General features: G+C 33.5%; 13 protein-coding genes. 3 read left to right on the plus strand and 10 right to left on the minus strand.

Features of this window, described 5'->3' with window-relative positions; translation table 11 throughout:
- Positions 1–22 precede the first annotated feature (22 nt).
- Entirely contained in the window at positions 23–445 is a 423-nt protein-coding gene (locus tag H3T96_RS09315; protein WP_144092378.1) for a hypothetical protein, read from the plus strand.
- Between the two features lie 81 nt (positions 446–526).
- Here the strand turns inward: H3T96_RS09315 and H3T96_RS09320 are convergent, their stop codons facing one another.
- The 6 genes from H3T96_RS09320 to H3T96_RS09345 form a co-directional block, all read right to left on the minus strand.
- Positions 527–1,762, minus strand: coding sequence for an MFS transporter (locus H3T96_RS09320; RefSeq protein ID WP_065738808.1), 1,236 nt, complete (start codon positions 1,760–1,762; stop codon positions 527–529).
- A 187-nt stretch (positions 1,763–1,949) separates the two neighbouring features.
- A complete protein-coding gene (locus tag H3T96_RS09325) occupies positions 1,950–3,065 on the minus strand; it encodes a cupin domain-containing protein (protein WP_144092380.1) in 1,116 nt (371 codons plus the stop codon).
- On the minus strand, positions 3,058–3,840 hold the full coding sequence (locus H3T96_RS09330; RefSeq protein WP_144092382.1) for a YchF/TatD family DNA exonuclease: 783 nt from the start codon (positions 3,838–3,840) through the stop codon (positions 3,058–3,060). Before H3T96_RS09330 ends, H3T96_RS09325 begins: the two co-directional genes overlap by 8 nt.
- 17 nt (positions 3,841–3,857) lie before the next feature.
- Positions 3,858–5,030, minus strand: a complete 1,173-nt coding sequence (gene lapB, locus H3T96_RS09335) for a lipopolysaccharide assembly protein LapB (protein ID WP_086327207.1) — start codon at positions 5,028–5,030, stop codon at positions 3,858–3,860.
- 5 nt (positions 5,031–5,035) lie between these two features.
- Positions 5,036–5,347 carry a LapA family protein gene (locus H3T96_RS09340; RefSeq protein WP_086327206.1) on the minus strand — a complete coding sequence of 104 codons (312 nt, stop codon included), beginning with the start codon at positions 5,345–5,347 and terminating at the stop codon, positions 5,036–5,038.
- An 82-nt stretch (positions 5,348–5,429) separates the two neighbouring features.
- Positions 5,430–6,149, minus strand: coding sequence for a phosphatase PAP2 family protein (locus H3T96_RS09345; protein WP_086327205.1), 720 nt, complete (start codon positions 6,147–6,149; stop codon positions 5,430–5,432).
- Between the two features lie 96 nt (positions 6,150–6,245).
- On the opposite strand from H3T96_RS09345, the gene ribA reads away from it, so the two are divergent.
- Positions 6,246–6,857: a GTP cyclohydrolase II gene (gene ribA / locus H3T96_RS09350; RefSeq protein ID WP_086327204.1), complete on the plus strand. Its 612-nt coding sequence runs from the start codon at positions 6,246–6,248 to the stop codon at positions 6,855–6,857.
- Between the two features lie 103 nt (positions 6,858–6,960).
- On the opposite strand, the gene H3T96_RS09355 is transcribed toward ribA, so the two are convergent.
- From H3T96_RS09355 to zipA, 4 genes are all read right to left on the minus strand, one after another.
- A complete protein-coding gene (locus H3T96_RS09355) occupies positions 6,961–7,155 on the minus strand; it encodes a 2-hydroxymuconate tautomerase (protein ID WP_086327332.1) in 195 nt (64 codons plus the stop codon).
- A gap of 9 nt (positions 7,156–7,164) precedes the next feature.
- Positions 7,165–7,680, minus strand: coding sequence for an S-ribosylhomocysteine lyase (luxS, locus tag H3T96_RS09360; protein WP_144092384.1), 516 nt, complete (start codon positions 7,678–7,680; stop codon positions 7,165–7,167).
- A 67-nt stretch (positions 7,681–7,747) separates the two neighbouring features.
- On the minus strand, positions 7,748–9,778 hold the full coding sequence (ligA, locus tag H3T96_RS09365; protein WP_086327335.1) for an NAD-dependent DNA ligase LigA: 2,031 nt from the start codon (positions 9,776–9,778) through the stop codon (positions 7,748–7,750).
- 221 nt (positions 9,779–9,999) lie between these two features.
- Positions 10,000–10,914 (minus strand): cell division protein ZipA, encoded by a 915-nt coding sequence (gene zipA, locus H3T96_RS09370; protein ID WP_172398356.1) that lies wholly within the window; start codon positions 10,912–10,914, stop codon positions 10,000–10,002.
- A 394-nt stretch (positions 10,915–11,308) separates the two neighbouring features.
- Here zipA and H3T96_RS09375 point away from each other — a divergent pair, with 394 nt between their 5' ends.
- Complete coding sequence (locus H3T96_RS09375) at positions 11,309–12,505, plus strand: efflux RND transporter periplasmic adaptor subunit (RefSeq protein WP_144092386.1); 1,197 nt, start codon at positions 11,309–11,311, stop codon at positions 12,503–12,505.
- The last annotated feature ends 15 nt before the right edge of the window (positions 12,506–12,520 follow it).

Below are 12,520 nucleotides of genomic sequence, written 5' to 3' on the forward strand. Positions count from 1 at the left end.
TATGAATAATTGAGGAATAAATATGAAAGTTATAAAAATAACAACATTAGTTTTAATAAGTCTAGGATTGTTTGGTTGTGATAACAGTGAGAAAGCAAAAAAAGATGAAGCAGAAAAGCTTACTAAAACACAAGACATAATTATTAGTGATGCGAAAAAATCTCTTCCTTATCAAGTTGATTCCGTAACCAGTTTAGTAGATATTTTTAAAGATGATAATTCTATTAATTATCGATATGTTATTAAGGCATCTAAAGACCAATTACAAATTTCTGAAACAGAAAAAATGACGTCTGAAAATTTGAAGAAAGTTTATTGTAGCGACAATCAACAAGTTAAAGAGTTCCGGGATGCTTTTCCAAATGGCGCTGTTCACAATTATTATATTGATGATGAAAAATTATTTAGCGTAAAATTAACGCCAGCTTCATGTAACGCTAACTAGGGTTCTAAAATTTATTAATTTAAATAGTTATCAATATTCTATTATATTAACAGGGCAATAGCCCTGTTTAGTTTTACCCTTTTATTCTAAAGCTTTACCTTTGGTTTCTGGTATGAGAAATACAAAAGCTGCGGCAGATAATAGATATGTAGCGGATAATAGAGCTAATGCGTAACTAATTGAATACACCGTTGCGAAATAAGCAATTAGAACTTGTGATATTCCAGCAATTCCTCGTCCTACATTAAAAATAATATTTTCAGCGCTTGAACGGGCATCGGTAGGATAATGTTCGGCAAGTAGGGCGCCGTATCCACCCATCATACCATTAACAAAAAAGCCAATTGCTGAACCAAATATAATTAATATTATCATATCGGTTTGTTGGAAATAGAACCAAATAGATATTGCTGAAATTAAAAGGAATATAATGTATGAAGGGCGGCGACCAAATTTATCGCAAAGCCAACCAAAAATCAAAATACCTAATGACATACCAATTGTGGTTGAGATAGTCCAATAAAGAGTATCTTTAAATGGTAATTTTAGTTCAGAAGCAATCATACTTGGCATCCAAACCATCAAACCATAAAAACCAAAATTTTGCACCGCACATGCAATTGTTAAACCAATAGTGGTTGCAGTGGTTTTTGGTGTTTTAAACAATTTACCAACTGCAATTTCATTTTTATTCTGATCTTTTAAATTTTGCCAAATTTCTGGCTCTTCTAAACCTTTTCGAGTCCAAGCAACAAATAGTGCAGGTAATACCCCGACAGCAAAAGCCCATCGCCAACCATAAGCTTGCCCAACAAAATTGACCGTTAAAGTAGAAAGGATAATACCAGCCTGAAAACCTAACGCAACAATCGATGTTGCTCGTGAGCGCTTATGCTTTGGCCAACTTTCTGATACGAGTGTCATACCAATGCCAAACTCACCCCCAAGACCTAAACCACTTAAAAAACGGAAAATTAAAAAACTTTCATAATTGGGGGATATTGCACATAAACCAGTGAATAAAGAAAAGATTAATATAGTCCATGAAAACACGCGTACTCGACCATATTTATCCGCTAAAACACCAAATAAAATGCCTCCCAATACAGCACCAAGTAAGGTTACAGAAGTTAACGTCCCTAGATCGGTTTTGGATAAATTAAAAGAAACCGAAATTAGGCTAAAACAGACACCTAAAATCATCATATCCATGCCATCTAATGCATAACCGACAGTCGATGCAAAAAGCGTTTTCTTTTGGTATGGTGTTGCTTTTTCACTTTCAACTTGCTTGACTGAGTTTGATTCAGTTTTCATGTATACCTCTAGTAATTGAAAATAGATTTTTTGCTAAAAGTTAGCATTTTGTGATGTTTAATTTGCCATTAAACGGGGGGTAATCTAAAGCGGGGCAAAGTATATACTTAAAACTTATAAAAAGCCAAGTCTAAAGCTTAAAAAGGTTATTTTATCCGCCGATTTTATTATCGGCAGATAAATAATATTATTGTTCATCAATAAAATACCAATAGCCTTTATTAACAAAATTAAGCAATAGTTGTTGTGTTTCTTCATTTTGTAAATGTTCATAACTGAGTATTTCGTTTTGACAAAGTATATCAATAACAGACATAGGTAAATCTATTTTTTCACCATGAATATAACCAAAATCGCCAATTTTAAGAATTCGGATACTTGGTACACGCAATAATTCTGCTCCTGTTTGTAGGATTGTTTTAAATTCATCATATTCATAGGGAGGTTCAACAGGGACAATATTAAGTTCGTGCATTGGTAAAGTGATATGTTTACCAAACCAATCGTTAAAAAGATCGGGTGTTTTGATTAAATCAATGATTTGATCTTGTAATTTGGTTAATTCATAAGGTTGTATACGGTAGGGATCTTTAGGTAATTTTAAATCTGGATCTTGGTAAAAAATCCCATTTGGTAAATTATCAATAATATAATCTGCAAAGCCACTTAGCATTTCTTGTGATGTTTGCGTTCTAAAACCAACCGAATAACTTAGTGATTCGCCGATTGATACACCATTATGCGGAAAACCAATTGGAATATATAAAATATCACCAGAAGTAATCTCTTCATCAATAATCGGTTGATAATCTTCAACATGTAATAACGCTTTATGGGCACTGAATTGTTTATAGTTAGGATTACGATCACCAACTTGCCAACGTCGACGCCCCATACCTTGAATAATAAAAACATCGTAATTATCGATATGTGGACCTACACCTGCACCTTGTGTAGCATAAGAAATCATTAGATCTTCGAATTGCCATTGTGGGATACATTTAAATGGTTCAACTAAAGTTGCAGCTTGTTCGTGCCAGTGATCAACCGCTTGAACTAATAAACTCCAGTGTTCCTCGCCTAAGTTACTAAAATCATCAAAAGGACCAAATTTAGCATCCCAATTGCCATTTTTATTGGTAACAATTCGGCTTTCAATCTCTTCTTCCATTGCCAACCCAGCAAGTTCATCAGGGGTGATTGGATCAATAAAATGACTAAAAGCTTTGCGTAATATCACTGGCTTTTTTTGCCAATAATTTGTTAAAAAGTCATCCCAATCTATATTTAATTTATTATTCATTTAACGCCCCTTGTAAGTTGAATAATTGACAAAAATTGTCGGTTGTATGTTTCGCTATCACTTCTAAAGTAACACCTTTTAATGCCGATAGATAAGTAGCGACTTTTCGCACGTATGCGGGTTGGTTTTCTTTTCCACGATATGGGACAGGAGCAAGATAAGGCGAATCCGTTTCGACTAAAATACGATCGAGCGGTACATATTTTGCTACTTCCCGTAACGCTTCGGCATTTTTAAAGGTAATGATACCTGAAAAAGAGATATAGAAACCAATATCCAACAGCTGTTTAGCTGTAGCAATATCTTCAGTGAAACAGTGTAATACACCAGAAAAGGCATGTTCATCTTTTAATATTCTTAAAGTATCTTCTTTTGCATTACGAGTATGAACAATCACAGGTTTACTTAGTTTTCGTCCTAACCGAATATGTTCTTTAAAATTTTCTTGTTGTTGTTCTAAATTATCTTGTTGATAATAGTAATCAAGACCTGTTTCACCTAAAGCGACAACATTATCCTCTTGAGCTAAGCGTTGAAAGCGATCGGCATCATATTTTTCATCATCTAAATTAAGAGGATGAATTCCACATGAAAAGGAACATTGATTTTTAAAAGGCATAAGTAGATGCTTCATCGCTTCATAGCCTGACAATGTTGTTGCCACGCTTAAGCAGTGTTTAACATCATTATTTATAGCTTGTTGTAAAACATCTTCGATAGTTTTACTTTTTAAATCTAAACTATCTAAATGACAGTGAGAATCAATTAAAAACATAATAATCTCTTTTTATTTTAGGAATGTTGTTCAAAATCACGGACGGGTTTTATGGTTGACCAGGAACGACAAGCAGGGCAAAGCCAATAGATAGTATTAACAGTAAAACCACATTTTTGGCATCGATAATTCGGGACAGCTTTTATTTGTTCACCAACCATATTACGTAATAATAAAAGGCTTTTTTTGGCTTTCCCTTGCTCGGCATCGGCTACGTGATAATCCATTAATCGGTAAAATCCTTTTAAATTAGGATGCTTTAATAATTCTCGGTACATATAGTATTGGGCTGAATCAAGCCCATTTTGTTTTTCAATAATGTCAGCTAACATTAGTTCAGCCACATTACCTGTATCTTTATCGACACACAATTGTAAAAACTGTTTAAATTCGTCTTGTTTATTTAATTTGTTATAGCATTCATTTAATAAAGGTAATGCTTCACCAATGAAAGCTTTATCTTGCTGTAATATCTGTTTGAGTGATTCAATGGCTTCTTCTGTTTTATTTTGAACTATTAATATTCTCCCTAACATTAATGATGTGCGGGCGCAATTTGGATCCGCTGCTGATGATTTTTGTAATAAGTTATACGCTTTATCGAGATCATCATTGGCAATTGCGAGGGATGCTAGCTCACAATAAAATTGTGCAATGTATGTTTTGTATTTTTCGTTGCCAAGTTTGACCAATTTAGTTGCAGCATTAATTGCGTTAATCCATTCACTGGTGGATTGATAAATAATGATAAGTTGTTGTAGGGCATTTTGTTGAAAGTCTTCTTCATCAATGAGTTGCAAAAACATTTCTTCTGCACGGTCATACAGTCCAGCCCCCATATAATCACGACCTAATTGCTGGATGGCTAAAAGACGTTGTTCAAATGTTAACGAGGAACTTTCCATTAATGCTTGATGAATTCGTATAGCTCTATCAATTTCACCCCGAGAGCGAAACAAGTTACCTAAAGTTAGATGAGCTTCAAGCGTACCTTCGTCTTCCTTAAGCATATCTAAGAAAAGATCAACAGCTTTATCTTTCTGGTTGGACAAAAGAAAATTAAGACCATCTACATATTCACGTGACAATCGATTTGATTGATTGATATATTTTTGTTTTGCATTTCTGTCGCCCATATACCAGCCATAGGCGGCAGCAATAGGTAACAACAGAAATAACAGTTCAAACATAATATTTATTCTTGATTGGTTTTAGTTAAACTTAATTTTTGATGATCTGTTAGGTTATCATCATACTTTTTTTGTAATTTATTCAATTTTCGTTTAGTGGATGAATGTTGTAGCTTAGAAATTATAACAAGAATCCCTGTTAATATTGTACCTACAATAAAGCCAGAACCAAAAAATATAGCTAAAAGAACTGATAATCGGAGTTCTGTTTTAGCAAACAAATAATTGAAAGACACAACTTCACCGTTAAATGCACCTAATGCTATAGATATAGTGAAAATAGCAGTTATCAATATAATTGATATAACAAATTTCATAATAATGACCTTTATATTTTTTTTAATTTTACTTAAACGTCTATATAACCTTAAACATTTTTACAAAATATCAGTTGAAAAATTATCTATCTACTATATGCCATTTTCGTGAATAAAAATAGCATATTAATGAAATGATCCAAGCAAGTGAAACACCCAATAATAAATCAATCGGGCTATGCATACCTAATGCTAATCGACTAATTTCAATTAATAATGCCCATACAATAATTGCGTTAACAATAATATAGTGACGTCTAAATCCTAATAATGTTATTGCAAGAAATGCCCATGTCGCCGAAAATAAAGTATGTCCGGAGGGTAGCGCATAGCCTGTTTCACTTTGCCAATGCTTACTTAACCATTTTGGAATGGTAGTTGAATTATTTAACTTTTCAGAAATAATTTTTTGTTTTTCTGATTTAGGTAACAAATAAAATTGTTTGTTGCTAAGATGAAATTCTTTTGCCATCCAAAGTACATAAGGTCTTGATTCTGCTGTTTGAGATTTTATAATGGTTTTGACTATTTGCCCACCTAATATTGCACAAACTAGACAAAACCATAATGCAATAATCTTTGTTTTGGTTTTGTTGGGTAATGAATAACAAAATACCATAAAAAAAATGGTTGATGTAATAATCGCCCAAGGAAAACTTGCAGTTTCTGTTATAAAGAAAAAATATTTTGATGTATTATTTAATGATTCTGGTTGCCAATGCCAATTTATGGCTATAATAACTAATGGTACTACTAACATAATGGCTAAAGGTGCCATTGTTTTTTTTATTACAAACCCCATTTATAGACTCAATTTAACACTAATTGCTAAATAGTTTAGCATGGAAGATAGCTTTTTTTAAAAGTCTATTTATGTTTTATTTAAACGGAGATGATAATGCAATTAAAACATGTTGCACAAGCAAAATTACCAACACCATGGGGATGTTTTACTATTGTTGGATTTGAAGAAATTGCAACAGGAAAAGATCATGCAGCTTTAGTATTTGGCGATATATCTGGCGATGCTCCAGTTCTGACTAGAATTCATTCAGAGTGTTTAACTGGGGATGCTTTGTTCAGTTTGCGTTGTGACTGTGGCTTTCAGTTAGAAGCAGCTTTAAAACAAATAGCTAAAGAAGGTCGCGGAATTTTAATTTATCATCGTCAAGAGGGGCGTAATATTGGCTTACTAAATAAAATCAGAGCTTATGCGCTACAAGATAAAGGCCTTGATACCGTTGAAGCCAATGAACAATTGGGTTTTGCGGCTGATGAACGTGATTTTACTCTGTGTGCTGATATATTAACTTTACTTGGTGTATCGCAAATTCGTTTATTGACGAATAATCCTGAAAAAATAAAAGTGCTTGAACAGTCAGGCATTAAAATTGTACAAAGAGTACCATTAGAAGTTGGAGAAAATCCAAATAATGAACACTATTTAGAAACAAAAGTGAATAAAATGGGTCATTTATTGCATCTAAATCATGGCAATTGTAATCATTAGCCAATAAAACTGAAAAGAATCCATTTAATTAAACCTCAAAAAATATATTATGATTTTTCGAGGTTTTTTTATATCTTATAAATTAAAATGTATTTAATTACCTTTATGATAAGTCTTTATCACTGAGAAGTACACCAGCATAGGCGACCTGATCTTTTGATATTTCGTGCATAATGATTTGTATTACTTCTGGTGGACAATCAAGCGTTTCAGCGATTGCTGCTGTTACACGTTTGGCCATTTCTCTTTTTTGCTCTACTGTACGACCTTCTAAAAAGTCAATAATGACATTTGGCATAAAAACCTCCTAGTTATTAATGTTAGTAAGTTGTTCCTCGGTTAAAGCGATTTCTTCATTACGGCAAATACCGATACCTGATTGTATAACTTTTTTTGCAATGGCTTTAGCTTCATCTAATGAATGCATTTTATAAGTACCACATTGGTACTCATTAAGCTCAGGAATTTGATTCTGCGATTTAACCTTTAAAACGTCCTGCATAGATTTTAACCACGCATCAACTACTAACGATTCCTCTGGTTTACCTATAAGACTCATGTAAAAACCAGTACGGCATCCCATTGGCGAAATATCAATAATTTCGACTTGTTCATTATTGAGGTGATCACGCATAAATCCAGCAAATAAATGCTCTAAGGTATGGATCCCTCTTTCAGGTAATAGTTCTTTATTGGGAATGGTAAAACGCAGATCAAACACTGTTATGTTATCGCCTTTTGGGGTTGCCATAATTTTGGCAACCCGAACAAAGGGGGCTTTCATTTTAGTGTGATCAACTTTAAAACTATCTAGTAATGGCATAACTTTCTCCTTATTTGGTTATCGCTATTTTAATCAATTCAATCTCGACAACCAATATTTTTTTTGTTTACTCGGCAAGTAAATTTAACATTTCTTGTTCATCAATGACTTTAATTCCGAGTTCTTGGGCTTTATCTAACTTAGAACCGGCTGCTTCTCCGGCTATGACAAGATCGGTATTTTTAGATACACTACCTGTCACTTTAGCACCAAGTTGTTTTAATTTATTCTTTGCCTCATCTCTTGTTAAAACCGATAGCGTACCTGTTAACACTATTGTTTTACCTGAAAATGGGGAATCAACAATCGTTGTCTGTGTTTGGGGAGTAATATCTTGCCAATGAATATTTATTTCTTCACTGGTTAATTGCTCAATCACGTTTCTGTTATGAGGTTCTTGAAAGAAATCAATGATGCTTTCAGCAATAACCACGCCAATATCATTCACCGTTTGCAGTTGTTCAAGAGAAGCGTTTTCGATTGCCGATAAATTGCCAAGTTGGTTAACTAAATTTTCCGCAGTGACTTCACCAACATTAGGGATACCAAGAGCAAATATAAATCGACTTAATGTGGTATTTTTTGAAGCATCTAATGCATTTAATAAGTTATTAGCAGATTTTTCGCCAATTTTATCTAATGAACACAAGGTAGGCAGATTAAGTTTATACAGATCTGCTGGTGTTTTAACGTAATCTTTATCGACTAATTGTTCAATAATTTTATCGCCCATCCCATCTACATTCATTGCTCGTCGAGAAACAAAATGTTTTAAGGCTTCTTTGCGTTGTGCTGGACAAATTAATCCTCCTGCACAGCGTGAAATGGCTTGTCCTTCATCTCGAACAATTAATGAACCGCAAATAGGGCAATGAGTTGGAAAAACAATTTCTTTTGTATCTGTAGGTCTTCGATCTAATAAGACTGCAACAATTTTTGGGATGACATCACCCGCTCGACGAACAGTTACATAATCACCTTCCCGTATACCTAATCGGGCTATTTCATCACTATTATGCAGTGTAGCATTACTGACAATAACTCCAGCAACAGAAACAGGTTCAAGTCTTGCTACGGGTGTAATTGCCCCTGTGCGTCCAACTTGGAAATCCACCTTATTTAATTGTGTTACTTCTTCTTGAGCCGGAAATTTAAATGCTGTTGCCCAGCGCGGAGCACGCGCAACAAAGCCAAGTTCATTTTGTAATGCAATACTATTAACTTTAATGACAACACCATCAATATCAAAATCTAATGACATACGCTGTTCACCGATTTGTTTAAAATAGTCTAAAGCGGCTTGGGCTCCTTGTCGTTTTTCTACTTTATCACTAACAGGTAATCCCCATGCTTTAAATTGCATTAAACGATCATAATGAGTATCAGGTAGAGAACTACCTTCAATAATACCAACGCCGTAGCAGTAAAATGATAACGGTCTTTTAGCGGTAATTTTAGGATCTAATTGTCTTAATGAACCAGCAGCGGCATTACGGGGATTGGCAAATACTTTTTCGTTTCGTTTTTCCGCATCAGCATTAAGTTTGGCAAAACCTTTATGAGTCATAAATACTTCCCCTCGTACTTCTAAGCGGGCGGGAATATTCTCACCAGTTAATACTAAAGGAATAGTTTTAATTGTCCGTACATTTGCGGTGATGTCCTCTCCAGTTGTGCCATCGCCACGTGTAGCCGCTTTTGAGAACTTCCCGTTTTCATATAATATACTCACTGCTAAACCATCAAGTTTAAGTTCACAGCAATATTCAACTTGCTCGTTTTCATTAAGATGAAGACGATCTTTAACTCTTTTATTAAATGCAATAAAACTCGACTCATCAAAAACATTATCAAGTGAAAGCATTGGTAATTCATGTTTGATTGATGCAAATTGAGCTAAAGGCGCACCGCCAACTCGTTGAGTTGGTGAATCAGTTGTAATTAGATTTGGATACTGTTGCTCGATCTTTTGCAGTTGTTTTATTAATTTATCATATTCAGAATCAGGGATTTCTGGAGCATCAAGTACGTAATAGCAATACTCATGATGTCTGATTAAATTTCGCAGTGAAGTCAATTGTTCTATGACGTCTTCAATCGAATCTGGTTGAATAGCTGAATGTTCTGTTTTAGTTGATTGTGGCATGATAATGGGCTCTTAAATTAAAACGTAGCTTTTAGGAAAATCATCAAAACTGCTTAATTAATGAAGTATACAGTTATTAGATGAATTAATAGCTGCATTATATAAATTTTTGTTTCTAGCCACCAAATAGAATTGGTGGCATTTTATTAAAGAATTGTTGAATTTTTTTGCGATTAAATTTCGTTACAGGCTTTTTTAATACGATTTTTATAACTATCGATTTTTTGTGGTGTTAGCATACGATGTTCATCATCTAAAACTACACCATTAACATCATCGGCTACACGCTGTGCTGTTTGTAGCATTAATTTGAAATTTTGTTGATTGTTGCCTTCGGTAGGTGCAACCATAAAAATAGAGACACCAGGAGTGGTAAATTCATGCATTGTTTCAGGATCTAAGTATCCAGGTGTGACCATATTAGCTAAACTGAATAGCACTGGACCATTACCAGCTGGATCAACATGACGATGAAATATTCTCATATCACCAAACTGGAAACCTGATTGCATAATACTTGCTAGAAGTACATCGCCCTGTAATAAATTACCATTAATTCCTTTAATATTTAATATAATAATTTCTGTTTTGTCTTCGTCGAATTTATTTAAACTACCTTTCTGAGTTTTACTATTTTTTGCAGATGCCTGAGGATCATTATTTGTTTTTTCTTCGTTATTGAGGGTATTTTGTTGCGGCTGTTTGTTTAGTTGTAATTTGTTATCGTCAAAAGAATCATTCTTAATTTTAATAATTGGTTTTGATTCACTGATAGTTTCATCATTAATTTGTTCTTCATCATTATTAACAAATAACTCTTCTTGCTGAGGTGGAACTTCCTCAATGAGTTCTTTAGATGTATTATCTTGGTGGTCACTATTTTTTTTATTTTTAGTGATCAAAATCACGTCATCTTCAATCACATCGATGACATTATTTTCATATGGTTTGTCATTTTTTTGATTTTTTTTCTGTTTTTCTGAATCAAAAGAATAAAGTTCCCTTTTATTGATCCAAAAACCATGAATCAATAGAGCTATAATGACTAAGGACGCAACAACAATTAGAACAATACGTAAATTATCCATAATAACCATCTCAGAATTAAATTGAATATAGAGTCAAATCATTCAACATTATAAAAATTGAATAAAATGATAACGGAGTACAACAAATGTAAATTGAAACCACTTGAACGATACTTCCTATACATAATAATATTAGTATAGCATTTTATTTCGGCTTTTTTATAGCACAAAAAATCAATTAGCCTATAATACTTTATTTCCGAAAAGAATCATATTTAACAATATAATTTATTTCTTATCCTATTTCAGTTTTGTTATTTTTAGAACTCTGTGCTATTAAGCTGTAAAGATACTTACATTTTGTGTATTTTTTTTGTAAAATCGCTCGTTACTTTTGAATATAATTAATTCATTGTTATCTAAATAATTATTAAGTTACCGAGGTCTATCTTATATGAGATTTAATAAGCTGTTACTTACTCTGCCAATGGCATTAACTAGTCTATTGTTATTAACAAGTTGTGATAATAATCAGTCGCAAAATGGTGATGGCCAATTACCTAAGGTAACTGTATTTAAAGTGGAACCTTTAGATTATACACTGAAAATAAACTTACCTGGTCGTGTTGTTGCATCACAAATAGCAGAAATAAGACCACAAGTTAGTGGAATTGTTTTGAATCGAGAATTCGAAGAAAGTTCAAATGTTAAAGCTGGGCAATCACTCTATCAAATCGATCCAGCCATTTACCAAGCTAATTATGATAGTGCAGTGGCTAGTGTAGCAAGTGCAAAAGCTAATGCTAATATTGCACAACTTACTTTAAAACGTTATGCCGGTCTATTAAATACAAAATCTATAAGCCAACAAGAATACGATAAAGCAGCTGCAGATGCTAAACAAGCTAATGCCAGTGTTTTGGTTGCTCAAGCGGCGGAACATGCTGCTAAAGTTAATTTAGATTATACTAAAGTATACTCACCAATTGATGGCTACATTGGTAAATCAAGTGTGACTGAAGGGGCTTTAGTGTCAGCTGGACAACCAACACCACTTGCATTAGTGCAACAACTTGATCCTATTTATGTTGATATGACAGAAGCAGCGACACGTTATAATAAATATCTACAAGATGAAAACATTATTTATGAGCCAGCCAAAGGGAATAATGTGGAACTCTATTTTAATGATGGTTCAAAATATGCACTTCCAGGTAATGTTAAATTTTCAGATATGACTGTTAATGAAACAACCGGAACCGTAACACTACGATCTCAATTTGCTAACAGTGAAAGCAAAATTTTACCAGGTATGTTTGTTAAACCTCAATTGACATTAGGGACTATAAAAAATGCAGTGTTAGTACCTCAACAAGGTGTTACAAGTAACCAAAAAGGTCAATATACCGCTAAAATTTTAAAACCAGATAATACGGTTGAATATCGTCAAGATATTAAAGTTTATACAGGAATCAGTGGTTATTGGGTAGTGACTAGCGGTATCGATATTGGTGAACAAGTTATCATTACAGGTCTACTTAATTTGACAGCCGTTGAATCAGGTGTGACTATGCAAGCAGAAGTTGTTGGTGAGCCTACTACTCTTTCTCAAGAACAGTTAGATAACATCATCAATAACAATATGAAATAAAACAGGGGTAGATTT

Origin of the sequence: Gilliamella sp. W8136, from assembly GCF_016101285.1 — a bacterium.
Taxonomy (GTDB): Bacteria; Pseudomonadota; Gammaproteobacteria; order Enterobacterales; family Orbaceae; genus Gilliamella; species Gilliamella apicola_N.

Coding starts and splice junctions, on each gene's coding strand:
- H3T96_RS09315 (WP_144092378.1), top strand. CDS start 23: ATGAAAGTTATAAAAATAACAACATTAGTTTTAATAAGTCTAGGATTG.
- H3T96_RS09320 (WP_065738808.1), bottom strand. CDS start 1,762: ATGAAAACTGAATCAAACTCAGTCAAGCAAGTTGAAAGTGAAAAAGCA.
- H3T96_RS09325 (WP_144092380.1), bottom strand. CDS start 3,065: ATGAATAATAAATTAAATATAGATTGGGATGACTTTTTAACAAATTAT.
- H3T96_RS09330 (WP_144092382.1), bottom strand. CDS start 3,840: ATGTTTTTAATTGATTCTCACTGTCATTTAGATAGTTTAGATTTAAAA.
- lapB (WP_086327207.1), bottom strand. CDS start 5,030: ATGTTTGAACTGTTATTTCTGTTGTTACCTATTGCTGCCGCCTATGGC.
- H3T96_RS09340 (WP_086327206.1), bottom strand. CDS start 5,347: ATGAAATTTGTTATATCAATTATATTGATAACTGCTATTTTCACTATA.
- H3T96_RS09345 (WP_086327205.1), bottom strand. CDS start 6,149: ATGGGGTTTGTAATAAAAAAAACAATGGCACCTTTAGCCATTATGTTA.
- ribA (WP_086327204.1), top strand. CDS start 6,246: ATGCAATTAAAACATGTTGCACAAGCAAAATTACCAACACCATGGGGA.
- H3T96_RS09355 (WP_086327332.1), bottom strand. CDS start 7,155: ATGCCAAATGTCATTATTGACTTTTTAGAAGGTCGTACAGTAGAGCAA.
- luxS (WP_144092384.1), bottom strand. CDS start 7,680: ATGCCATTACTAGATAGTTTTAAAGTTGATCACACTAAAATGAAAGCC.
- zipA (WP_172398356.1), bottom strand. CDS start 10,914: ATGGATAATTTACGTATTGTTCTAATTGTTGTTGCGTCCTTAGTCATT.
- H3T96_RS09375 (WP_144092386.1), top strand. CDS start 11,309: ATGAGATTTAATAAGCTGTTACTTACTCTGCCAATGGCATTAACTAGT.